A 22,904-nucleotide genomic window follows, 5' to 3' on the forward strand; every position below is an offset into this window, starting at 1 on the left:
CACTGACATGACGCAATACGATGAGGCCTGGGTCGCCGCAGAGGAAGCCAAGCGCAAATGGATGGCCGAAAATGGGCTCTACCGCGAGGATGACGAACATTCCTCCTGCGGGGTGGGTCTGGTCGTCGCGCTCGACGGCAAGGCGAGCCGCAAGGTCGTCGGCGCGGGGATCGAGGCGCTGAAGGCGATCTGGCACCGTGGCGCCGTCGATGCCGACGGCAAGACCGGCGACGGCGCGGGCATCCATGTGCAGATCCCGGTGCCCTTCTTCTACGATCAGGTCCGCCGCACCGGCCATGAACCCGATCTGGACAAGCTGATCGCGGTCGGTCAGGTCTTCCTGCCGCGCACCGATTTCGGCGCGCAGGAACGCTGCCGCACGATCGTCGAAACCGAAGTGCTGCGCATGGGCCACTACATCTACGGCTGGCGCCACGTTCCGGTGCATACCGACGTTCTGGGCGAAAAGGCCAATGCGACGCGCCCGGAAATCGAACAGATCCTGATCCGCTGCGAAAAGGACATCGACCCCGAGGCCTTCGAGCGCGAGCTTTACGTCATCCGCCGCCGGATCGAGAAGGCGGCCATCGCCGCGCAGATCTCGGGGCTGTATATCTGTTCGCTGTCCTGCCGGTCGGTGATCTACAAGGGGATGATGCTGGCGGAACATGTGTCCGAGTTCTACCCGGACCTGAAGGACGAACGCTTCGAATCCGCCTTCGCGATCTACCACCAGCGCTATTCGACCAACACCTTCCCGCAATGGTGGCTGGCGCAGCCGTTCCGCATGCTCGCCCACAACGGCGAGATCAACACGCTCCGCGGCAACGTCAACTGGATGAAATCGCACGAAATCCGCATGGCGTCGAAGGCCTTCGGCGACATGGCCGAGGACATCAAGCCGATCATCCCCTCGGGCACGTCGGACACCGGCGCGCTCGACGCGGTGTTCGAGGTGATGGTGCGCGGCGGCCGCTCGGCGCCGATGACCAAGACAATGCTGGTGCCCGAGGCATGGTCCAAGGCCACCACCGACATGCCGAAGGCGTGGCAGGACATGTATGCCTATTGCAACTCGGTGATGGAGCCGTGGGACGGCCCCGCCGCCCTTGCCATGACCGACGGCCGCTGGGTCTGCGGCGGGCTCGACCGCAACGGCCTGCGCCCGATGCGCTACACGATCACGCTCGACGGTCTGCTGATCGCCGGGTCCGAGGCCGGCATGGTCCCGGTCGATGAAATGAACGTGCGCGAAAAGGGCGCGCTCGGGCCGGGGCAGATGATCGCCGTCGACATGCGCGAGGGCAAGCTCTACCACGACCGCGAGATCAAGGACCGTCTGGCCAACAGCCAGCCCTTCGGCGAATGGATCGAGAAGGTCGTGGACCTCAGCGCGATCATGCACGACATCCCGGAAAAGCAGCTTTTCTCCGGGGCGGAACTGCGCAAGCGCCAGATCGCGGCGGGCTATTCGGTCGAGGAACTGGAACAGATCCTTGCGCCGATGGCCGAGGACGGGAAAGAGGCCATCGCCTCGATGGGCGACGATACGCCCCCCGCGGTGCTGTCCAAGCAATACCGCCCGCTGAGCCACTTCTTCCGGCAGAACTTCAGCCAGGTCACCAACCCGCCGATCGACTCCCTGCGCGAAAGCCGGGTGATGTCGCTCAAGACGCGCTTCGGCAACCTGAAGAACGTGCTTGATGAAGACAGCAGCCAGACCGAGATCCTGATCCTCGAATCGCCCTTCATCGCCAATGCCGAATACGAGCAGATGATGAAGCAGTTCGGCGATTCCGTGACCGTGATCGACTGCACCTTCGCCACCGGCTCGGATCAGGAAACGCTGCATGTCGGGCTGGAGCGCGTCCGCGCCGAGGCCGAGGATGCCGTCCGTTCCGGCGCGCTGCATATCGTCCTGACGGACGAGGCGCAGGGGCCTGACCGCGTGGCGATGCCGATGATCCTTGCGACCTCGGCCGTGCATTCGTGGCTGACGCGCAAGGGGCTGCGGACCTTCTGCTCGATCAACGTGCGGTCGGCGGAATGCATCGACAGCCATTACTTCGCGGTGCTGATCGGCTCCGGCGCGACGACGGTGAACCCCTACCTCGCGCAGGATTCGATCGCCGACCGGATCGAGCGCGGGCTGCTGACGGGCTCGCTCGTCGACAACATGCGCCGCTACCGCGATGCGATCGACGCGGGCCTGCTGAAGATCATGGCGAAGATGGGGATCTCGATCATCTCCTCCTACCGCGGCGGGCTGAACTTCGAGGCCGTCGGCCTCAGCCGTGCCATGGTCGCCGAATATTTCCCCGGCATGCATTCGCGCATCTCGGGCATCGGCCTGCACGGCATCCAGCACAAGCTGGAAGAGGTCCATGCGAAGGGCTGGCTTGGCGGTCAGGACGTGCTGCCGATCGGTGGCTTCTACAAGGCGCGCCGCACCGGCGAAAAGCACGCCTGGGAAGCGCAGACCATGCACCTGTTGCAGGCCGCCTGCGACCGGGCGAATTACGACGTGTGGAAGCAGTATTCCGCGATGATGCGGGCCAATCCGCCCATCCATCTGCGCGACCTGCTGGACATCAAGCCGCTTGGCAAGCCGGTGCCGATCGAAGAGGTGGAATCCATCACCTCGATCCGCAAGCGGTTCATCACGCCCGGCATGTCGCTCGGCGCGCTGTCGCCCGAGGCGCACAAGACCCTGAACGTCGCCATGAACCGCATCGGCGCGAAATCCGACAGCGGCGAGGGCGGCGAGGATCCGGCGCATTTCGTGCCCGAACCGAACGGCGACAATCCGTCCGCCAAGATCAAGCAGGTGGCTTCGGGTCGGTTCGGCGTGACCGCCGAATACCTGAACCATTGCGAAGAGCTTGAAATCAAGGTGGCGCAGGGCGCGAAGCCCGGCGAGGGCGGCCAGCTTCCGGGCATGAAGGTGACGGAGCTGATCGCGCGGCTGCGGCACTCGACCAAGGGCGTCACGCTGATCTCGCCGCCGCCGCACCACGACATCTATTCGATCGAGGATCTGGCGCAGCTCATCTACGACCTCAAGCAGATCAACCCGCGCGCCAAGGTGACGGTGAAGCTGGTATCCTCCTCGGGCGTCGGCACGATCGCGGCCGGGGTGGCGAAGGCCAAGGCCGACACGATCCTGATCTCGGGCCACAACGGTGGCACCGGGGCAAGCCCCGCGACCTCGATCAAATATGCCGGCCTGCCGTGGGAAATGGGCCTGACCGAGGCGCATCAGGTCCTTGCCATGAACAAGCTGCGCGAACGGGTCACGCTGCGGACCGATGGCGGCCTGCGGACCGGGCGCGACGTGGTGATGGCGGCGATGATGGGGGCCGAGGAATACGGCATCGGCACCGCCGCGCTGATCGCGATGGGCTGCATCATGGTGCGCCAGTGCCAGTCGAACACCTGCCCGGTGGGCGTCTGCGTGCAGGACCCGCTCCTGCGCGCGAAGTTCCGCGGCACGGCGGACAAGGTGGTGAACCTCATCACCTTCTACGCGCAGGAGGTGCGGGAAATCCTCGCCTCGATCGGGGCGCGCTCGATGGACGAGATCATCGGCCGGGCCGACCTGCTGACGCAGGTCAGCCGCGGGTCCGCGCATCTGGATGACCTCGACCTGAACCCGCTGCTGATCACCGTCGATGGCTGGGACAAGATCGTCTACGACCGTTCCAAGCCGCGCAACTTCGTGCCCGACACGCTGGACGCCGAAATCATCAAGGACGGCCAGCGCTTCTTCGAGGATGGCGAAAAGATGCAGCTGTCCTACGCGGTGCGCAACACCCTGCGCACCATCGGCACCCGCGCGTCGAGCCATATCGTCAAGAACTTCGGCATGCGCAACGCGCTGCAGCCGGATCACCTGACGCTGAAGCTGACCGGCTCGGCGGGGCAGTCGCTTGGCGCCTTCGCGGCGCCGGGGCTGAAGATCGAGGTGTCGGGCGATGCCAACGACTATGTCGGCAAGGGCCTGTCGGGCGGCACCATCGTCGTCCGCCCGCCGATGTCGACGCCGCTTGTCGCCGCCGACAACACGATCATCGGCAATACGGTGCTGTATGGCGCGACGGACGGCTACCTGTTCGCGGCGGGCCGCGCGGGCGAACGCTTCGCGGTGCGGAACTCGGGCGCCAAGGTGGTGATCGAGGGCTGCGGCACCAACGGCTGCGAATACATGACCGGCGGCGTCGCGGTGATCCTTGGCCGGATCGGCGCGAACTTCGGCGCGGGCATGACCGGTGGCATGGCCTATGTCTATGATCCCGAAGGCGTGGCGGAAGATTACATCAACCCCGAAAGCCTGGTGATCTGCGGCCTCGGCCACCCGCATTGGGAAACGCAGCTCAGGGAACTGGTGGAACGCCATGCGCGGGAAACCGGGTCGCGCAAGGCCGAGGAGATCCTGCACAACTGGGAGGCCGAGCGGCTGAACTTCCTGCAGGTCTGCCCGCGGGAGATGCTGATCCACCTGCCCTTCCCGCTGACCGACGAACCGCAGGCCATGCCCGCCGAATAGGCGCGCATTCCACCGGAGCAAGGCGCGAGCGGACAGGGAAGAGGGGGCGCTGCCCCCTCGGCTTTCAGCCTCACCCCCGGGATATTTATGGAAACACGACAGGGAAAAGGTTCGCGCGGAGAATTGGACGTGCTTCGGGGTGGGTCGGCCAGACATCCGGGCGGGGCTTGCAGGTCCCGCCCGTCTTCATTTCCCGCCTGACCGCTTGACCTGACCCCCGCCCCCATGACTTATGACCGCATGGCAGCACGGCAGAAATCTTCGGCGAAAGGCACATCCTCGCGCACGGTGGCGACCGGGCGCGCGGCGGCGCGCGGTGCGCTGGCGCCGATGAGCTGGTTTCTGCGCAAGCTCGGCCGGTTCTGCCTGATCCTTGCGGCCGTGGTTCTGGCGCTGGTGGTGCTGTATCGCTTCATCAACCCGCCGACGACCTTCACCATGTGGTCCGAGGGCCGCCGCCTCGGCGCGCCGGTGGACCAGACCTGGACCGCGATTTCCGACATCGCCCCGGTGATGGCGCGCTCCGTCGTCGCGGCGGAGGATGCGAATTTCTGCCGCCACTGGGGCTTCGACATGGTGGCGATCCGGCAGGCGATGGAACGCGGGGGGGAGCGCGGCGCCTCGACCATCAGCCAGCAGGTGGTGAAGAACGTCTTCCTGTGGCAGGGGCGCAGTTGGCCGCGCAAGGCGATCGAGGCGGCGCTGACCCCGGCGGTCGAATTCATCTGGTCGAAGGAACGGATCCTCGAGGTCTATCTGAACATCGCGGAATTCGGCGAGGGTGTATTCGGGGTGAATGCCGCAGCCTTCCATTATTTCCGCACCACGCCCGATGCGCTGACCGCGCGGCAGGCGGCGCTTCTGGCCGCTGTCCTGCCCGATCCCAAGCGCCGGTCCCCCGCCAAGCCGTCGAATTTCGTCGACCGGCGTGCGCGGTCGATCCAGGATGGGGCGGCGACGATCCGCGCCGATGGCCGAGCCGCCTGTTTCGCGCCGAGGTAGCCCTCAGAACAGGAAATCCGAGGCCGTCAGCGCCCCCGTATTGACGCCCCACAGCGTCATCGTATTGCCCTGCGCATCGGTGATCAGCACATCCGCCCCCCGCTGCACCATGTGCGAGCCCCACAGATCGGCGGCATCGGTGATCCCCACCGCCGCGCCAAGCCAGATCCTGTCGCCCTCCGAGGCGCGGAAATCGGTGACGATCGTGGTGCCGGCCGACATTGCGAACGTATCCGCCCCCGTGCCGCCGGTCAGGTAATCCACCCCCGCGCCGCCATCCAGCCAATCGTTTCCCGCCTCGCCATAGAGCGTATCGTTCCCCGCCCCGCCCAGCAGCGTATCGTTGCCGGACCAGCCGAACAGCAGGTCGTTTCCGTCACCGCCATCGACGATGTCGTTGCCCGCGTCACCATAGAGAACGTCATCGCCCTGCTCCCCAAGCAGCGTGTCATTGCCGTCTCCGCCCCAGAGCGTGTCCTTCCCCAGCCAGCCGAACAGCGCGTCGTTGCCGTCGCCGCCGAACAGCAGGTCATCCCCCGCATCGCCGAACAGGAAATCGTCGCCCTGTTCCCCATACAGCGTGTCGTTGCCGTTCCCGCCCCAGAGCGTGTCCTTCCCCAGCCAGCCGAACAGCGCATCGTTGCCATCGCCGCCGAACAGCAGATCATCCCCCGCATCGCCAAAGAGAAGATCGTCGTCCTGTTCCCCGAACAGCGTGTCGTTGCCGTCCCCGCCCCAGAGCGTGTCCCGGCCCCACCAGCCGAACAGCGCATCGTTGCCATCGCCCCCGTAGAGCAGATCGTCCCCCACATCGCCATAAAGGAAGTCATCGTCCTGCTCCCCATACAGCGTGTCGTTGCCGTCTCCGCCCCAAAGCGTATCCCGGCCCCACCAGCCGAACAGCGCATCGTTGCCGTCTCCGCCGAGCAGCAGGTCATCCCCCGCATCGCCATAGAGGAAATCGTCGTCCTGCTCCCCGAGCAGCGTGTCGTTTCCGTCGCCGCCCCAGAGCGTGTCCTTCCCGAGCCAGCCGAACAGCGCGTCGTTGCCGTCTCCGCCGAGCAGCAGATCGTCGCCCGCGTCGCCAAACAGGAAATCGTCATCCTGTTCCCCGAACAGCGTGTCGTTGCCGTTGCCGCCCCAGAGCGTGTCCTTCCCCAGCCAGCCGAACAGCGCATCGTTGCCATCCTCGCCGAAGATCAGATCGTCACCCTCGTCCCCGAACAGGAAATCGTCATCCGGCCCGCCCCAGAGCGTATCGTTCCCCGCGCCGCCCCACAAAGTGTCCCGCCCGGTCCAGCCCAGAAGCAGATCGTTGCCGGATCCGCCATAGAGCAGATCGTCCCCCGTCCCGCCCTCCAGCGTGTCGTTCCCGGCATCGCCCCACAGCGTATCCTTTCCGTCGCCGCCCAGAAGCAGATCATTCCCCATACCACCCATCAGCAGATCGTTGCCCGCCAGCCCGGACAGGGTGTCGTTCCCGGCGGCACCGCGCAGATCGTCGTCCCCCGACGTGCCGTCGATGGCGCGCGCCGTGTTCTGATCCTCGGCGAAATCCTCGCCCGCGTCGTTCAGCAGCAGCAGCCTGTCGGGCGTGCCCAGATCGTATGCGTCGGGCCAGATGTCCTCGATCGTCAGTTTGCCTCCACCGGCACGGTATATGGCGACCTGCGTGCTGACCGAGGTCATGACATCGAAATAGCCCAGCACCAGCGCGTCGCCATCATAGCTGACCGAAAGCTGGCTCCGGTTGCGCAGGAAGAACAGCTCGCTCATGTCCAGCCGGTCCACGCCCGGCTGGAAATCCAGAATGACATGGCGCCGGGAGGAGGTGCGGATGACGAACAGATCGGCCCCGCTTCCCCCGGTCATGGTGGTTCCGCCGAAACCGGAGACGAGGATATCGTCCCCCGCGCCGCCGTTGATCGTATCCGCCCCGCGGCTGTTCGAGACCAGCAGATCGTCCTTCGCCGTGCCGGTCAGGCCCGAGCCCCCCTGCACCGTCACGCCAAGACCGGACAGCGGGATTTCAAGGACCGAGAAACCTTCCGCGCTTTGCGAGGCGACGAAGATCTGCAGGCTGTTGCCCACGACCGCCGCCTGCAGCGCCACGATGTTTTCCAGCCCGTTGGTGAAATCGTATGTCAGGCTTTGCAGATAGACGAGCCGCCCGGTCGGCAGCAGGGTGAACAGGCTCAGCCCGTCATCCGCCCCGCCGGTGACGATGAACACCCGGTCGCCCACCGTGGCGGTGGCGATGGCGGCGATCCCCTCGAACCGCGTGGTGCCGGTGTCGTAGATATGATCGGTCGCCGTCAGCGCGCCGGTCGAATCGATGCGCATCACGCTCAGCGAATTGCTGCCATAGCCGCCGACCAGAACCCACGTGCCCCCCCAGACGGAAACCACCTCCATCACCGAGGGCTGCCAGAGGCCGAGCCCGTCTTCCGACCCGATCTGGCCGGTCAGGCGCAGCGAGCCATTGGCGGCGATCCGGTAGCTGCTGACGGTATCGCCGTCACCAAGCGACGCCGCCGTCAGCAGATATTGCACTGAGCCGATCTGCACGGTGGTCAGCAGCGCGCTCCCCTCGGCCGGGGCTACCCCGGCGACCGAGGCGCCGGAGATCTGTGTCACCGCCGTGCCGCTGACGCTGAAACCGTTCAACTGCCCCGACAGCCGGTCGATCGTGTAGAATGTGCCGGCGGTGGCCTGAACGAAGCCGCTTTGCAGCCCCGCGGCCACCGTGGCGGGCAGGTCGATTTCCCAGACATAGCCGATCGCCCCGTTCGCGTTCAGCGCATAGGCAAGGAGATCGCCATTCTCGCGCGAGGCGAAGGCGAGGAACGACCGCCCGACATAGGTGATGACCTGCGGCCCGAAGATGTCGATGTTGCGGTAATATTCGGCCAGCGTGTTGCTGGACGCGGTGGTCCAGCCCGTCCCGCTTTCGGTCAGACGATAGGAGGACAACCCACCGTTGTGGCCGGTCATCACATAGAGCCATGTCCCCGCCGCATCGCTCATGACGGCGAAACCGCGCAAATCGCGATCAAGCGTGGTTTGCCCGGTCAGCACCCGCCTCACGAACTGCAACTGCATGGATCTTCTGCTCCACCTTTTTCAGGTGGTCAGGCTGGCGAAACGGCGGGGCCGATTCCCGGCAGGATTGTGGCGAAGATGTGCCCAATCCTTCGGAATGTGGCGATCCGGGCCCTAGCGGATCAGCCGCTCGAACAGGCCGGTCATGGTCAGGTCGTGGTCGAAATGCCCTTCGCGCAGGAATTCCAGCACCTGCGCGATGACCAGCGGATTGTTCATGATGAAGGTATGGCTCGTATGGATGGTGATGTGATCCGCCATCCCGTCGAGCCTTGTGCTGTCGACCGACACCTTGCCGTCGTTCGGCCCGTCGAAGGCCGAGGACAGGATCGGGTTGAAGGAGGTATCCCCGGCGATGATGCCGACCTCGAAATCCGCCTTCGGCAGGCGGTTCGGCAGGCTGGCGGCGCCGGTGCCCAGCTCCGCCCCCGCCGGGCCGTTGACCAGCTCGAACAGCCGCCAGCTGCCGAAACGGTCCACCACCTCGGATCCGTGATTGGGCGGCGCGAGCATAACCACCCGGCCCAGATTGGGCGGATGCCCCTGTTGCAGCCAGGCGCGGACAAGGATCCCGCCCATCGAATGGGTGACGAAATTCAGCCGGTCGGTGCCGCATTGCGCGGCGGCATGGCGGACATTGCCGATCAGCGCCTCGATCGGCCGGTCGGTCGAGGGATAGCTTTCCGCGACGACCCGGTAGCCTTCGCGTTCCAGCACCTGTTCCAGCACGAAGAAGGAATCGTCCGACCGCGCCAGCCCGTGCAGCAGCACCACGCACTCCGCCGCCCGCACCGGCATGGCGGAGAAGATCAGGCACAGGACAAAGGCGGCAAACGGGCGCAAGGGACCTCCGGGCAGGCGATTCCGTTTCAGCATGCCCAGAAGCGACAGGCAAGCATCCGGCAGCGACGATTGCCCATCAGGACGGCAACATGACCGCTTTTTTGTCCTCTTCGCAGCAAGGGGCGCAGGCAATGATTGAAAACGATTCGCCCACAGGTTACGCCAATGCCGGGGGGAGAGGTCCGCAAGGACCGACGGCCCCATGCTGCACCTGATCGGGAGTCCGTTGCGCATGTGCCGACGACCAGCCTCGACCCACGGCAACGGCCGCGCGCAATCCGCGCGTGGCATGGCGGCTGCTTCGACGCGCCGCATCTCCGGCCCTGTCAAGACATCGGCCACCCTTTCCAGAACGTGACACGGGGACATCGAATGGATCTGAACACTCCGGCCACCCGCGCGGCGCTGCTGCCGCGCCGTTCCCTCCTGCAAGGCATCGCCGCCGGCGGCGCCCTGCTGACCGCGCCCGGCCTGATCGGCCGCGCGCAGGCACAGGCGGGCGATGCGATCCGCCTTGGCGCGCCGTTCCACCGCACGGGGATCGGCGCCTCCTACGGGCGCTGGTACGAACGCACGGCCAATGCCGCGCTGAAGATCGTCAACGAACAGGGCGGGATCAATGGCCTGCCGGTGCAGATGATCGTCGAGGATGACGGCACCGACCCGAAACGCGGCGTCGAGGTGATCGAGAAATTCGCCACGGAACACAAGGTCGACGCGGTCTTCGGCCATCTGTTTTCCCATGTCGTCGCGGCCTGCGCGCCGCGCGCGGGGGAACTGAAGATGCCCTATTTCCTGTGCTCCGAGGGGCACGCGCTGGCCGCCGGGCAGTTCAACCGCTACGTCTTCCAGCCCTCGATCACCGATGTCAAAAGCCAGATCTCCTCGATGGGGCCGTGGATCGCGGACAATCTGGGCAAGAAGGTCGCGCTGATCTATCCCGACTACGCCTTCGGCTACGACCACCGCGACAACATGACGGCGGCGATTCAGGCGCAGGGCGGCACCATCACCGCCTCGATCGCCATTCCGCCCACGGAAACCTCGTTCACCCGCTACCTGCCGCGCATCCCCTTCGACACCGAGGTGATCTATCACGTCATGGTCGGCCCTGCCGTGCTGACCTTCGTCAAGGAACTGGGCGAACATCTCGGCTCCCGCCGGCCCGAGATCTTCGGCTTCATCGACAGCCTCGAAGCAGTGCCGCTGAACCAGCCGCAGCTCGCCTTCCTTGAAAACACCTATTTCTGGGAAGCGCAGCCGCGCTATGCCCAGCCCGACCAGACCGAGTTCGACAAGTTCTACCGCGCGGCGGTGGGCGTCGACGACAGCGGCGCGACGATCGGCAATCCGCAGGATGTCGCGACCTTCTCGCACATGTTCTCGGTGTGGGAGACGCTGTTCGCGATCAAGCGCGCGATGGAGATGGCGGATTACCGCGGACCCGCGCAGAAGATCGCGATGCTGGAGGCGATGGAATCCATCCCCGGTTTCGACGCCTCGAACGAATTCCCGCAGGGCGACAAGATCTTCAACGGCAAGACCCACCAGTCCTTCGGCCACCAGCATATCTCGAAATTCGAGGGCGGGCGGCTGAACGTGGTCCACAGCACGACGATCGAGGACACCTTCTACCCCGACGAGACCGATTACACCAAGATGTCGTTCTGACGGATGAACCTCGCCCCCTATCTTCTGCTCGCCACGCTCGAAGGGCTGGTGCAGGCCTCGGTCTTTGCGCTGACGGCGCTTGGCCTGTCGCTGGTCTTCGGCGTGATGCGGGTGGTGAATGTCGCGCATGGGGAATTCTTCACCCTCGGCGCGGTGGGGGCGTGGCTTTGCGCGATGCTGCTGCCCGGTCATCCGGCGATCAGCTTTGCCGCCGCGCTGGTGGCCGCGCCGCTGGCGGTGGGCGCGCTGGCATGGGCGGCGGACCGGCTGATCCTGAAGCGCATCGACTACGACCCCGAGGCGACGATCGTGTCCACCATCGGGCTGATGTATGTGATCCAGCAGGTCGTGCTGATGACCTTCGGCCCCGATGCAAGGGCCGTCGATGCGCCGTTCTGGTATACGATCCGCTTTCCGTGGTTCGGCTGGTCCGGCTACAAGGTCTTCATCATCGTCGTGGCGGTGGCTCTGGTGGGCGGGTTGTGGCTGGCGATGCGGCACACGCGCTTTGGCCTGATCATGCGCGCGACGCAATACGACCGGGAAACGGCGCAGAATTTCGGCATTCCGGTGGACCGGGTCTATGCCGCGGTCTTCGCCCTTGGCGCGATGTTCGCCGCCGTGGCCGGGGTTCTGGTCGTGCCGAACAGTCAGGCGCATTACCTGATGGGGCATGACCCGCTGCTGATGTCCTTCGTGGTGGTGATCGTCGGCGGGCTCGGCTCGCTGCCCGGCACGGTCGCGGCGGCGGTGCTGATCGGCATGGCGGATGGCTGGCTCTCGGTCTTCTTCTCGCCGACGCTGGCCAAGATCTTCTCGACGCTGCTGGTCGCTTTGGTGCTGGTCTTCCGCCCCGCGGGCCTGTTCGGAAAGGCCGTCCGCGCATGAGGAACCTGCGCCTTTTCGCCCTGACCATCGCCGTTCTGGCGGGCCTGTTCGGGGTGCAGTTCGTGATCTCGGGATATCCGGTGCTGGCGCTGACGCGGATCCTGATCCTTGCCGTCTTTGCCATGGGTTACAACGTGCTGATGGGCTACACGGGGCTGGTGAGCCTTGGCCATGCGCTGTTCTTTGCGGCGGGGCTTTATGGCGCGGGGCTCGCCGCCTATTACGGCGGGGTCGCGCTGCCCATCGCCTTTGCCGCCGGGATCGCGGCGGCGGCGGTGCTGTCGCTGGTCGTCGGGCTGCTGGCGCTGCGCACGCAGACGGTTTCGTTCATGATCGTCACGCTGATGTTCGCGCAGGCGGGCTATCTGGCGACGCTGCATTTCTCGGCGATCACCGGCGGCGATCAGGGGCTGAGCCTGCCCGCCCATGCCCGCAGCTTCAGCCTGCTGGGGCAGGAGATCGCGCTGACCTCGGCCACCGCGCGCTACAATATCGCGCTCGCCGTCTTTGCCGTGGTGCTGCTGGCGCTCTATGCGCTGACACAGGGGCCGCGCGGGCGGCTGTTCGCCGCGGTGCGCGAAAACCCGGAGCGGACCCGGATGCTGGGCTATGACGTGGGGCGGATCCGGCTGCTGGCCTTTACCGTCTCGGGCACGATATCGGGGGTGGCGGGGGCGCTTTACGGGCTGATGTTCGGCTTCATCGGCTCGTCCTTCGCGGAATTCCGCAGCTCGGTCGAGGTGCTGCTGTTCACCCTTGTCGGCGGGCCGGGCACGCTGTTCGGGCCGCTTGTCGGGACCACGGTGATGACGCTGCTGATCGACCGGCTGTCGGGGCTGACCTCGGCCTATCTGATCGCGGTGGGGGTGCTGCTGATCGTGCTGACGCTGTGGTTTCCCAAAGGCATCCTCGGCACGATCCGCGACAGGTGGGCGCCATGGCTGAGGTGACGCTGTTGCAGACCCGCGGCCTGACGCGCCGCTTCGGCGGGCTGACCGCCGTGGACAGGGTGGACTTTACCCTGATGCAGGGGGAAATCCGCGCGATCATCGGGCCGAACGGGGCGGGGAAATCGACCTTCGTCGGCCTCCTGTCCGGCCGCATCGCGCCCGATGCGGGGACCGTGCTGTTCGATGGGCAGGACATCACCCGCCTGCCCGCGCATCGCCGGGTGCGCCTTGGCATCGCCTACACATTCCAGATCACCAACATCTATCCGGCGATGACGGTGCGGGAAAACCTTGCCGTCGCCGCCCAGAGCCGCCTTGCGCACGAGGCCGAGATCGCCGCCGCCGCGCAGGAGGCCGCCATTGCCGTCGGGCTGGAAGACCGCCTGCCCGACCGGGCGGGCGCGCTGTCCTACGGGCATCAGCGGCTCCTGGAGGTGGCGATGGGCCTTGCGCTGCATCCCAAACTCCTGATCCTCGACGAACCGACGCAGGGCCTCTCGGATGACGAGATCGACAATTTCCTGACGGTGGTGCGGCGCGTCGCGCAAACCGCCACGGTGCTGCTGATCGAGCACAACATGGATGTGGTGATGGCGCTGGCGACCGCGATCACCGTGCTCGACCGCGGCCGGATCCTTGCCGAAGGCCCGCCCGAGGCCATCGCCCGCGACCCGGCCGTGCAGGACGCCTATCTGGGGAGCGCCACATGACCCTGCTGCGGATCGAGGCGCTCGACGTCTTTCACGGCGCGTCGCAGGTGCTGCGGGGGCTGGACCTTGCCGTCGCCGGGGGCGAGATCCTGTGCCTGATGGGGCGCAACGGCGCGGGCAAGACCAGCCTGATGCGGGCGATCATGGGCACGCTGCCGCGCCGCGCCGGGCGGGTGCTGCTGGACGGTACCGACATATCCGCCCTGCCCGCGCATCTGGTGCCGCGCTACGGCATCGCCCATGTGCCGCAGGGACGGCGGCTGTTCGCCGAACTGACCGTGGCCGAGAACCTCGAGATCGGCGAGATGGTCCGTCACGCCGGGCAGCGCGACTTCGCGCTGTCGCTGTTTCCGGTGCTGGGCGACAGGCTCGGCCAGCAGGCGGGCACGCTGTCGGGCGGGGAACAGACGATGCTCGCCATCGCGCGGGCGATCTGCGCGGGGCCGCGGGTGATGCTGCTCGACGAACCGACCGAGGGGCTGATGCCCTCGGCCATCGCGACGATCAGGAGCGCGCTGATCCGGCTGCGGGCCGAGGGGGTCGCGGTGCTTCTGGTCGAACAGCGGGCCGAGGCGGTGCTGGCCATGGCCGACCGCGTCGCCTTCATCGCGCAGGGCCGGATCCTCGCCGAAACTCCGGCCGAGGCGCTGCGCGCCGACCGCGCGCTGATCCGTCGTTACGTGGGACTGGGCTGAGTCACAGCTGCGGCAGCAGCACGCCCGGGCCGGAGCGCCCGGCCTCGCGGTTGCTTGCGGCGACGGCGTGCCAATAGGCCACCCCTTCGGGTTGCGCCGCCTGATCGTCGCCCTCCCCCGCCGGATCGCCCAGCCAATGGCGCGACAGGCGCCGGTGCAGCGCCTCGACCCCATCGCTGGGGCGCAGGTAGATCGCGGCATGGGTATCGTAGCCAAGGGCGCGGCGGCTCAGATCCGCGGACCCCGCGATCGCCATGTCATTGTCGAAGACGGAGACATTCGTGACGCCCCCTTCCGCCCGGCCGATGAAGATGCGCCGGCCAAAGGCATCGCGCAGCAGATGCAGGCATTGCGCCTCGGGCGTGCGTTTCGCGCCGGCGGGATGCGCGGGCAGTATCAGCACCAGTTGCAGATCCGGTGCGGATTTCGCCCGCAGCGCCAGATGCCGCGCCAGCGCCGGGCTGTCGAATTCCTGCGTCTCGATGTAGATCGTCCGGCTGGCGCGCCGGATCAGCATGTGATGGGCCGATTCCACCTCGTTCGCGATGGTCTGCGCGCCGAGGATGCGCCGCATCCCGCGCCCCGGCCGGGAAAAGGTGCGCAGCAGCCGCCGCGCCGGTCCGGGTTCCGCCGTCCCCGCCGTGACATCGACGAACGACGCCATCAGCGCCGAGGCCTCGGCCACCACCGGGCCGCGCGCGATGACCGCCAGATCGCGGCGCGGATCGCGCACCGCCGCCGCCGACAGGCCAAGCCGCGACAGGAACATCGTCTTGCCATCCACCACCGCGAAGTTCAGCCGGTGCGTCACCGGGACCTGCGCCAGACTGGCCAGCTCCCGATGTCCCTGCGCGGGATGCGCCAGCGCCGTCAGGTCCAGAACGCCACGCCGGCGGCCCGGCTTCGTCGCGGCCTCGATCTGCTTGCGCAACGCCTCGATCCGCGCCTCGGACAGGCTGGTCCGCTCGAACGTCAGGGACAGGTTCACCCCCCGCGTCAGGGCCTGCGCCAGCAGGTCGCCCCAGGTCGCCCCGGCCAGAAGTGCGCGCGTCGTCTGCACCGGAGCCGCGGCGTCGAAACCGTCGAAAACGGCCACGACCTCGCTGCGCGCGTCAAGAACGACCGTCTCGAACGCGGCCCAGGCCTCGGCCGTGGTCAGGTAATATTCGACACGGCCCCGGGCGTGCACCCCTGCCTTCTTCAAGCGTTCCATGACTGTCTGTGGCTGCTCCTCGCCGGTTGCGGTCCCGGCCCGCCGCCCGGCCCGGAATCTTCAGGTTTCCTACAGGCTGACGGCAGCCTCTTCATGCCTCATTTCCGCCTCGTTCAGAGGGCGGATGCGAAATTTCACGCGCTGGATGTAGAACCCCTCCGGGCTTTCGGTCTCCAGCTGACCGGCCAGTTGCTGGACGAAGGCGCCGACAAGCTGCAATCCAAGACCCGATCCCGTCATCTCATCGTGTTCTTCGCGTTCCGGGCCGGAGGCCGCGACGGTGTTCCGGATTTCCAAACAGGCCATGTCCTCTTCCAGACGATGCAACGTCACGCGCAACCCCGGGGTTCCGCCATCGGCCGAAGCATATTTGATGGCGTTCGTCATCACCTCGGTCAGCAGCAGCGACAGCGGCACCGCCTGATCGGGCGTCAGGCGGATCGGTTCCAGATCCGTGCCCAGCGTCAGCTGCCGGTCCGCCCCGGTCCCGGCGCGGATCAGCTGCCGCACGATGTCGGAGATCAGTTCCTTGGCGTCGATGTCGGTCAGCCCGCTGGTCATGTAAAGCCCGCGGTGAACGGTGGCGAGGCTGAGCACCCGTTCCTGCAACCCCCGCATCATCGCCTTGACCTCGGGCGTGCGGCCGCGCCGGATCTGCATGTTGATGATCGAGGCGATCAGCTGCAGGTTGTTCTTCACCCGGTGGTGGACCTCGCGCAGCAGGACCTCCTTGTGGTGGATCGTATCCTCAAGCTCGGCCTCGTCGCGCAGGATGGTATCGGTCATCCGTTGGTATTCCTGCGCAAGCTCGCGGATTTCAAGCGGCGCGCCCTCAAAATCCGCATCATCGACGATCCGGTTGCCGGATGCGAATTTCTTGAGCGCCTTGCCCAGACGTTGCACATGGCCGATCACCATCCGCTGCATGGAGACATAGACGATCAGCAGCGAGGCGAACCACATCAGCACCGGCACCAGCGTCGGCGGAAACGGACTGCCCAGCCCGATCCCGTCGCGCACATTCGCGGGCCAGCTGCCCAATGCGTAAAGCTGCCCGGGGATCAGGCTGACCAGCGAATAGACCCGCTGCTCGCCCAGCCGGGACATGGCGGAAAAGGTGCTCGCCTGCCGTTCGCTCAGCCTCATCAGCAGCGGGTTGACCGGGAGCTGCCCGCTGGCGTTTTCCAGCCCGTTCGAGGCGGTCAGGATCTGCCCCTCGGAATCGACGGTCATGATGATCAGCGGCTTGTCGCTGTCATCCATGTAAAGCCGCGATCCGCCGTCAAGCGCCGCCAGCTCGCTGTGCGGCAGCGCGATGCTGATGATCCCGATCCGCGCGCCCGAGGCGTCGCGCACCGGATAGCCGATGTTCAGCACCGATGCACCCGACACGATGCCGCGTTCGACCACCGTGTAGGATATCTCGTCCGAGGCGGCCATCGCCTGAAACCGCGGGCTTTCGCGCACGTCGAAAATCCGCCCGTCCGAGGAACAGCGCATCATCCCGTCCAGCGGCACATAGGCGATCAGCGTCGCGCTTGGCGTCACCGTCGCGGCCTCGCGCATCAGATTGATGCAGGCCGCGTCGTCACCGATCACCGGCAGCACCAGCGTCGACAGCAGGCGCGCTTCGGCGGCGGCTTCCTGGATCCGGCGGTTGTTGTCGGAAACCGCCCGCAGGGTTTCGCCCATCAGCGCCGCCTCCGACCGCGCCTGCGCCGTGCGTTCCATGGATTGCGACTGGATCGAGGCCAGCACCAGCAGCGGAAACAGCGCAAAGGCCAGCAGCAGCACCAGCCGCACGCCGAGCCGGTCGAAAACCCGAAACGGGCCTTGCATGATCATGCTGCCGCGATCCCGGACTGCCCCATCACCGCAAGTGCCGTCGCATCGTCATCGAACAGGCCTTCGGCGCCGCCGTCCAGATGCATCAGTTCCGCCAGCCGCGCCCGCGCCCGGTTGGCCCGGCTTTTCACCGTGCCGACGGCGACACCCATCATCTGGGCGGCCTCTTCGTAGGCAAAGCCCGACGCGCCGACAAGGATCAGCACCTCGCGATGTTCGGGGGAAAGCTGGTCGAAGGCATGCAGGAAGTCCGTCATCGCCAGCCGACCGTCATGCGCCGGCTTGTCATAGAGCGTGGCGGCATGGACACCTTCGGGATCGGGCACCTCGCGCTTGCGCTTGCGCTGATCGGAATAAAAGGTGTTGCGCAGGATGGTGAACAGCCAGGCACGCAGGTTGGTGCCACGCTGAAAACGGTCGATATGCGTCCAGGCCTTGACGATCGTATCCTGCACGAGATCATCCGCCGCCGCCGGATTGCGGGTCAGCGACATCGCGAAGGCGCGCAGGGCGCCCAGATGCTCGGGCAGTTCGTCGCGCGGATCGCGGCCTGCCTCCACCTGATCCGGCTTGCGATCTTCGTCGCCGCGCGCGATCATGAATTCGATTCCTTCGCCTTGAGCTGCTGGAGCAGGATCTTGAACCTGTCCGGGATCTCTTCCTTCAGCGCATCCTCGTAGACGCGCTTCAGGTTCTCATTGATCTGCTCGCGAAGTCTCGCTTTTGACGTATTGCCCTGGGAGTCTTCGAACATCTGCCTGATCCTGTTCTTTCGTTTGGAACCAAACTCGGACAAGGGCGTTCGGTTCCAGTAAAAGTTGCAATCCGGACTGAAAAATAGCTGGAAAACCGAATGACCGAGGGAAAAATGACCAAAGAAATGGTGGATTCCGATAACGCTTCTTCCGTCGGCGCGAACCTGCCCTACCTGCGCCGCTATGCGCGGGCGCTGACGGGGAATCAGGAATCGGGCGACCGCTTCGCCCTCGCGACACTGGAAGCGATCCTTGCCGAAGACGCGGGCTTTGCCGGGGGAATGTCCCCCAAGGTGGCTTTGTTCCATGCCTTCCATCTGGTGTGGACCTCGGCGGGGGCGCCGCTCGGCAATCCGGATTCCAGCCTGTCGGCCCGCGCTCAGGCGCATATGCGCGCGCTGACCGCCAATTCGCGCGAGGCGCTGCTGCTCTACACGATCGAGGGTTTCACCTATGAGGAAATCGCCCAGATCATCGGCGGCACCCAGTCCGAGGCCGATGAACTGGTCGAGATCGCCCTGCGCGAGATGGAAAATTCCGTCGCCGGCAAGGTCATGGTGATCGAGGACGAGGCGATCATCGCGCTCGACATTTCCTCGATCGTGTCGGACATGGGCCACCACGTGACCGGCATCGCCCGCACCCGGGACGAGGCCGTGGCGCTTGCCGCGCGCGAAAAGCCGGACCTGATCCTTGCGGATATCCAGTTGGCCGACAACTCCTCGGGCATCGACGCGGTGAACGACATCCTCGAACAGTTCGAGGACCTGCCCGTCGTCTTCATCACCGCCTTCCCGGAGCGGCTGCTGACCGGCGAACAGCCGGAACCCGCCTTCCTGATCACCAAGCCCTATGCGGAAAATCAGGTCCAGTCGGCGGTCAGTCAGGCGATGTTCTTCGCCTCGACCGAAACGCTGGTCGCCTGAACCGCCGCACATGACGGTATCGGCCCGGTCCCGCAGGGGCCGGGCCTTTCACATTCAAAACAAAAGTTTTTCAATAAGTTACCTCCTCCGAGGGAACCTTTTGGGCCGCCCGGGGTTGAACCGCGGAGGCCCGGGAAACCGCGCCGATCGCTTTTAACCAGTAGGAGGAAACCATGATTCGCAACATCCTGCTCGCCGGTGCATCCGTCATCGGGCTGACCGCGGCCGCCTGGGCGGCAGACACGCCTGTTCAGGAAATCGACGTCGAGGTCGACCTGACGGCGATCCAGAACCCCGAAGCCGCGCAGATCTTCACCAACCTGTCCGACGATCTGAAAAACGCCATCGCGGCGCGCCTTGCGCCCGACCGGCTGGTCGACACCGGCGGATCCAAGATCGACATCAACATCGATGAGGTCGAGCTGTCCAGCACCTGGGCCAATCTCGCCGACCTGTCGCAGTCGAAGCTGAAGGGCCTCGTCAACATCAGTTCGGATACGGACGGCCTGAAGTTCGACAATTACACGCTGACCGTCGCCTATCCGGAAGCCACGGCCTTCATTCCCGAAGGCGCGAATCCCGATACGCTGACGCAGGACGCCGGCATCTATTACACGGCGCTGATCAACGCCTTCGCCGATCAGGTCGTGGCGAACCTGAAATAACCGGCGCAAGATCCTCCGCCCCGGGGCTTCGGTCCCGGGACCTCAGCGCAGCAGCAGCACCGGCACCCTGCAGGCGTGGATCATCGCCGCGGTAGTGGATCCGATCAGCAGCGACCGGATGCGCGAATGGCCGAACACCCCCATCACCAGCATGTCGAACGCCTCGTCCCGGACAAGATGGGCCAGCGTCACCTGCGGCTCTCCGGGCAGGACGCGCAGATCCGCCGCGATCCCGCCGGCGCGCAGGATCGACTGCGCATCCGACAGCCGCCGCCGGATTTCCGTCGAGCCGGTTCCCACATGCGCAAGCGTCACCGACAGCCCCGCGAACAGCGGCGAGCGCGCGATGTGATCTGCGATCTTCAACCCCACCGGGCTGCCGTCGAGCGCGACCAGCACCTTGCCCACCGGCCGGAACGCCTGCGATGCGACCAGCAGCGGGCGCGTCGCCGTCCGCGCGATCCGCTCCAGATTGGATCCCAGATGGCCGGTCGCGTAATCCGCCGCCTCGCCGCGCTTGCCGATCAGCAGCAGCCCGGCCCCCGCCTCGCGCGACGACAGCTCGGCCAGCAGGTCGCCGTGAACCAGATCGGCCGATATGTCGGTGATCCCCGCCGCGCGCAGCAGTTCCTCGGCGTCCTCGAGGATCGCGAAACCGCGGCTGTCCTCCAGTCGCGCGCGCTGCGCGTCAAGCGCGGCAAGCTCGGCCTGCAATGCGGATCTGGCCCCCAGTCCCAGCCCGCGCGTCGCGCGCCGCCGGCCGACCACATGCAGCACGTCCACCCCCGCCCCCAGCCGCGTCGCGGCCCAGCCGGCATGGGCGCAGACGCTCGCCGAATAGAACGAGCCGTCGACGAAGGCGATGATCCGTCCGGTCATTGCGGCCTCCCTGGCGATCCGGCGGCGCTCCGCGGATCTCTTTCCTATCGCTAACCCGTTCCCGTGCCCGGGAAAAGGCCGATCAGGAAAAGAGGACCGCGGAGGTTGCGCATTCCCGCCGCATCGGCGATGCTCTGCCGATCCAACCATGGCCTTGCATATGTTATCTTTTCTGCGCCGATACGGCGCGCGGCTCGAGACCACGAATATCATGCTGATCTCCGCCGGAGTGGCGTTCTATGCCATGCTGGCGGTGTTTCCCGGGCTGACGGCGACCATCGCGATCTGGAGCACTTTCGCCGATCCCGGCGTGATCCATTCCTACATGGAAGTCGCCCATACCTTCATCCCGCCCGAGGCCTTCGCGCTCCTGAACAATCAGGTGACGGAACTGCTGTCGGGGCCGCGCGGGGTGATCGGCCTGCCGGCGATCATCTCGGTTCTGGTGACGTTGTGGTCCGCCCGCGCGGGCGTCGGCGCGCTGATCGAGGGGATCAACCTGATCCACGGCACCAAGCCGCGCAACACGATCTTCGGCTTCTTCTTCGGCTATCTGCTGACCATCGCGCTGGTGGGGGTGATGCTGATCGCGCTGGCCACGATCGTCATCGTGCCGCTGGCGGTAACCTTCCTGCCGTTCGAGGCGCCCGCCGCCTGGCTAACCTCGGATCTGCCGTGGGTCGCCATGCTGATGCTGATGCTGACGGCGCTTGGCATCCTCTATCGCTACGGACCGAACGACCCGGCGGCGCGCGATCCGATGTTCAGCTTTGGCGCGATTCTGGCGGCGCTCGTGTGGGGGGCGGCCTCGCTCGGCCTGACGTTCTACCTGACGAATTTCGGCAATTACAACCGGATCTACGGCTCCATCGGGGCGGTGATCGCGCTGATGATGTGGCTCTACGTCAGCGCGATCTCGGTGCTGCTGGGCGCGGCGCTGAACGCCGAGATCGCCGCCACCCGGCAGGGTCAGAAGAACGCCTGAAGCCCGGTGATCGCCCGGCCAAGGATCAGCGCGTGCACGTCATGCGTGCCTTCGTAGGTGTTGACGGTTTCAAGGTTCACCATGTGCCGGATCACCTGAAAATCCTCGCTGATGCCGTTGCCACCGTGCATGTCCCGCGCCAGCCGCGCCGCCGTCAGCGCCTTGCCGCAGTTGTTGCGCTTGATGAGCGAGATCATCTCGGGCGCGGCATTGGCCTCGTCCATCAGCCGCCCGACGCGCAGCGCGGCCTGCGTGCCCAAGGCGATCTCCGTCAGCATGTCGGCCAGCTTGAGCTGATACAGCTGCGTCTGCGCAAGCGGCTTGCCGAATTGCCTGCGGTCGAGCCCGTATTGCCGCGCCGCCTGAAGGCAGAATTCGGCCGCCCCCATCACCCCCCAGGCAATGCCGTAGCGCGCCCGGTTGAGGCAACCGAAGGGACCCTTCAGCCCCTCGACATCTGGCAACAGCGCCTCTTCGCCCACCTCGACATCGCGAAGCACGATTTCCCCGGTGACCGAGGTGCGCAGGCTCAGCTTGCCGCCGATCTTCGGCGTGCTCAGGCCGGGCGTGTTCCGGTCAAGGACAAAGCCGCGGATCTTGCCGCCATGCGCCTCGGATTTCGCCCAGATGACGAAGACATCGGCGATCGGCGCGTTGGAAATCCATGTCTTCGCGCCGTTCAGCACATAGCCGCCGCCATCGAGCCGCCGCGCCGTGGTTTTCATCCCCGCGGGGTCCGACCCGGCATCGGGTTCGGTCAGGCCGAAACAGCCGATCCATTCACCGGAGGCGAGCTTGGGCAGATAGATGCGCCGCTGCGCCTCGGACCCGTAGGCGTAGATCGGATACATCACCAACGACGACTGCACCGACATCATCGACCGGAACCCGGAATCCACCCGCTCGATTTCCCGCGCGACAAGGCCGTAGGCAACGTAAGATGCGCCGATACCGCCGTATTCCTCGGGGATGGTGACGCCCAGCAGGCCCATCTCCCCCATCTCGCGGAAGATCGCGGGGTCGGTGCTGTCCTCGGCAAAGGCGCGGATCACCCGGGGTTGCAGCTTTTCCTGCGCATAGGCATGGGCGGCATCGCGCAGCATCCGTTCCTCACCGGTCAGCTGCTGCTCCAGCCGGAAGGGATCCTCCCGGTCGAACCGGGACAGGTCCGGCGCGTCTTTCGGTTTCAGGGCCATGCGCATTCCTCCTCTGCCAATGACCGGACCCGC

General features: G+C 66.0%; 18 protein-coding genes. 10 read left to right on the forward strand and 8 right to left on the reverse strand.

Annotation, left to right across the window (positions count from 1 at the left end):
* The first annotated feature begins 7 nt into the window (after window positions 1-7).
* Window positions 8-4,546: a glutamate synthase large subunit gene (gltB, locus tag D2T30_RS13035; protein ID WP_128180445.1), complete on the forward strand. Its 4,539-nt coding sequence runs from the start codon at window positions 8-10 to the stop codon at window positions 4,544-4,546.
* Window positions 4,547-4,786: 240 nt separating this feature from the next.
* A complete protein-coding gene (gene mtgA, locus D2T30_RS13040; RefSeq protein ID WP_128209210.1) occupies window positions 4,787-5,548 on the forward strand; it encodes a monofunctional biosynthetic peptidoglycan transglycosylase in 762 nt (253 codons plus the stop codon).
* Between the two features lie 3 nt (window positions 5,549-5,551).
* On the opposite strand, the gene D2T30_RS23930 is transcribed toward mtgA, so the two are convergent.
* Together D2T30_RS23930 and D2T30_RS13050 are read right to left on the reverse strand one after the other, a co-directional pair.
* Window positions 5,552-8,650, reverse strand: a complete 3,099-nt coding sequence (locus D2T30_RS23930) for a calcium-binding protein (RefSeq protein WP_128209211.1) — start codon at window positions 8,648-8,650, stop codon at window positions 5,552-5,554.
* Window positions 8,651-8,764: 114 nt separating this feature from the next.
* Complete coding sequence (locus D2T30_RS13050; RefSeq protein ID WP_380729615.1) at window positions 8,765-9,493, reverse strand: lipase family alpha/beta hydrolase; 729 nt, start codon at window positions 9,491-9,493, stop codon at window positions 8,765-8,767.
* 372 nt (window positions 9,494-9,865) lie between these two features.
* On the opposite strand from D2T30_RS13050, the gene D2T30_RS13055 reads away from it, so the two are divergent.
* Genes D2T30_RS13055 through D2T30_RS13075 form a run of 5 tightly spaced genes read left to right on the forward strand, consistent with a single transcriptional unit; the run spans window position 9,866 to window position 14,407 of the window.
* Window positions 9,866-11,164 carry an ABC transporter substrate-binding protein gene (locus D2T30_RS13055; RefSeq protein WP_128209212.1) on the forward strand — a complete coding sequence of 433 codons (1,299 nt, stop codon included), beginning with the start codon at window positions 9,866-9,868 and terminating at the stop codon, window positions 11,162-11,164.
* Between the two features lie 3 nt (window positions 11,165-11,167).
* Window positions 11,168-12,052, forward strand: coding sequence for a branched-chain amino acid ABC transporter permease (locus D2T30_RS13060; protein ID WP_128180437.1), 885 nt, complete (start codon window positions 11,168-11,170; stop codon window positions 12,050-12,052).
* On the forward strand, window positions 12,049-13,002 hold the full coding sequence (locus D2T30_RS13065; RefSeq protein ID WP_128209213.1) for a branched-chain amino acid ABC transporter permease: 954 nt from the start codon (window positions 12,049-12,051) through the stop codon (window positions 13,000-13,002). Before D2T30_RS13060 ends, D2T30_RS13065 begins: the two co-directional genes overlap by 4 nt.
* Window positions 12,999-13,712: an ABC transporter ATP-binding protein gene (locus D2T30_RS13070; RefSeq protein ID WP_206612951.1), complete on the forward strand. Its 714-nt coding sequence runs from the start codon at window positions 12,999-13,001 to the stop codon at window positions 13,710-13,712. The genes D2T30_RS13065 and D2T30_RS13070 overlap by 4 nt, the downstream gene beginning before the upstream one ends.
* A gap of 2 nt (window positions 13,713-13,714) precedes the next feature.
* A complete protein-coding gene (locus D2T30_RS13075) occupies window positions 13,715-14,407 on the forward strand; it encodes an ABC transporter ATP-binding protein (protein WP_206612953.1) in 693 nt (230 codons plus the stop codon).
* A 1-nt stretch (window position 14,408) separates the two neighbouring features.
* On the opposite strand, the gene D2T30_RS13080 is transcribed toward D2T30_RS13075, so the two are convergent.
* The 4 genes from D2T30_RS13080 to D2T30_RS13095 all read right to left on the reverse strand — a co-directional run bounded on the left by D2T30_RS13080 (window position 14,409) and on the right by D2T30_RS13095 (window position 18,219).
* On the reverse strand, window positions 14,409-15,620 hold the full coding sequence (locus tag D2T30_RS13080) for a hypothetical protein (RefSeq protein WP_128209216.1): 1,212 nt from the start codon (window positions 15,618-15,620) through the stop codon (window positions 14,409-14,411).
* Between the two features lie 69 nt (window positions 15,621-15,689).
* A complete protein-coding gene (locus D2T30_RS13085) occupies window positions 15,690-17,465 on the reverse strand; it encodes a sensor histidine kinase (RefSeq protein ID WP_128209217.1) in 1,776 nt (591 codons plus the stop codon).
* The gene (locus D2T30_RS13090) at window positions 17,462-18,064 is read right to left on the reverse strand and encodes an RNA polymerase sigma factor (RefSeq protein WP_128180425.1); all 603 of its coding nucleotides are present in this window, start codon (window positions 18,062-18,064) and stop codon (window positions 17,462-17,464) included. Before D2T30_RS13090 ends, D2T30_RS13085 begins: the two co-directional genes overlap by 4 nt.
* A complete protein-coding gene (locus D2T30_RS13095) occupies window positions 18,061-18,219 on the reverse strand; it encodes a NepR family anti-sigma factor (protein WP_128180423.1) in 159 nt (52 codons plus the stop codon). Before D2T30_RS13095 ends, D2T30_RS13090 begins: the two co-directional genes overlap by 4 nt.
* A 114-nt stretch (window positions 18,220-18,333) precedes the next feature.
* Here D2T30_RS13095 and D2T30_RS13100 point away from each other — a divergent pair, with 114 nt between their 5' ends.
* Window positions 18,334-19,146 carry a response regulator gene (locus D2T30_RS13100; protein WP_128209236.1) on the forward strand — a complete coding sequence of 271 codons (813 nt, stop codon included), beginning with the start codon at window positions 18,334-18,336 and terminating at the stop codon, window positions 19,144-19,146.
* A gap of 173 nt (window positions 19,147-19,319) precedes the next feature.
* A complete protein-coding gene (locus tag D2T30_RS13105) occupies window positions 19,320-19,811 on the forward strand; it encodes a hypothetical protein (RefSeq protein ID WP_128209218.1) in 492 nt (163 codons plus the stop codon).
* A gap of 42 nt (window positions 19,812-19,853) precedes the next feature.
* Here the strand turns inward: D2T30_RS13105 and D2T30_RS13110 are convergent, their stop codons facing one another.
* Complete coding sequence (locus tag D2T30_RS13110; RefSeq protein WP_128209219.1) at window positions 19,854-20,690, reverse strand: universal stress protein; 837 nt, start codon at window positions 20,688-20,690, stop codon at window positions 19,854-19,856.
* A gap of 160 nt (window positions 20,691-20,850) precedes the next feature.
* Between D2T30_RS13110 and D2T30_RS13115 the strand changes: the two genes are divergently transcribed.
* Window positions 20,851-21,675 (forward strand): YihY/virulence factor BrkB family protein, encoded by an 825-nt coding sequence (locus tag D2T30_RS13115; protein WP_164881704.1) that lies wholly within the window; start codon window positions 20,851-20,853, stop codon window positions 21,673-21,675.
* Here the strand turns inward: D2T30_RS13115 and D2T30_RS13120 are convergent.
* On the reverse strand, window positions 21,660-22,871 hold the full coding sequence (locus tag D2T30_RS13120) for an acyl-CoA dehydrogenase (RefSeq protein WP_128209220.1): 1,212 nt from the start codon (window positions 22,869-22,871) through the stop codon (window positions 21,660-21,662). The genes D2T30_RS13115 and D2T30_RS13120 overlap by 16 nt on opposite strands.
* Window positions 22,872-22,904 lie beyond the last annotated feature (33 nt).

It is taken from the genome of Paenirhodobacter populi, from assembly GCF_004022215.1.
GTDB classification, from domain to species: domain Bacteria; phylum Pseudomonadota; class Alphaproteobacteria; order Rhodobacterales; family Rhodobacteraceae; genus Rhodobacter; species Rhodobacter populi.

Bases quoted from the DNA above. Each gene is read 5' to 3' on its own strand.
- gltB (WP_128180445.1), top strand. From the start codon at position 8: ATGACGCAATACGATGAGGCCTGGGTCGCCGCAGAGGAAGCCAAGCGC.
- mtgA (WP_128209210.1), top strand. From the start codon at position 4,787: ATGGCAGCACGGCAGAAATCTTCGGCGAAAGGCACATCCTCGCGCACG.
- D2T30_RS23930 (WP_128209211.1), bottom strand. From the start codon at position 8,650: ATGCAGTTGCAGTTCGTGAGGCGGGTGCTGACCGGGCAAACCACGCTT.
- D2T30_RS13055 (WP_128209212.1), top strand. From the start codon at position 9,866: ATGGATCTGAACACTCCGGCCACCCGCGCGGCGCTGCTGCCGCGCCGT.
- D2T30_RS13060 (WP_128180437.1), top strand. From the start codon at position 11,168: ATGAACCTCGCCCCCTATCTTCTGCTCGCCACGCTCGAAGGGCTGGTG.
- D2T30_RS13065 (WP_128209213.1), top strand. From the start codon at position 12,049: ATGAGGAACCTGCGCCTTTTCGCCCTGACCATCGCCGTTCTGGCGGGC.
- D2T30_RS13080 (WP_128209216.1), bottom strand. From the start codon at position 15,620: ATGGAACGCTTGAAGAAGGCAGGGGTGCACGCCCGGGGCCGTGTCGAA.
- D2T30_RS13085 (WP_128209217.1), bottom strand. From the start codon at position 17,465: ATGATCATGCAAGGCCCGTTTCGGGTTTTCGACCGGCTCGGCGTGCGG.
- D2T30_RS13090 (WP_128180425.1), bottom strand. From the start codon at position 18,064: ATGATCGCGCGCGGCGACGAAGATCGCAAGCCGGATCAGGTGGAGGCA.
- D2T30_RS13095 (WP_128180423.1), bottom strand. From the start codon at position 18,219: ATGTTCGAAGACTCCCAGGGCAATACGTCAAAAGCGAGACTTCGCGAG.
- D2T30_RS13100 (WP_128209236.1), top strand. From the start codon at position 18,334: ATGACCAAAGAAATGGTGGATTCCGATAACGCTTCTTCCGTCGGCGCG.
- D2T30_RS13105 (WP_128209218.1), top strand. From the start codon at position 19,320: ATGATTCGCAACATCCTGCTCGCCGGTGCATCCGTCATCGGGCTGACC.
- D2T30_RS13110 (WP_128209219.1), bottom strand. From the start codon at position 20,690: ATGACCGGACGGATCATCGCCTTCGTCGACGGCTCGTTCTATTCGGCG.
- D2T30_RS13115 (WP_164881704.1), top strand. From the start codon at position 20,851: ATGTTATCTTTTCTGCGCCGATACGGCGCGCGGCTCGAGACCACGAAT.
- D2T30_RS13120 (WP_128209220.1), bottom strand. From the start codon at position 22,871: ATGGCCCTGAAACCGAAAGACGCGCCGGACCTGTCCCGGTTCGACCGG.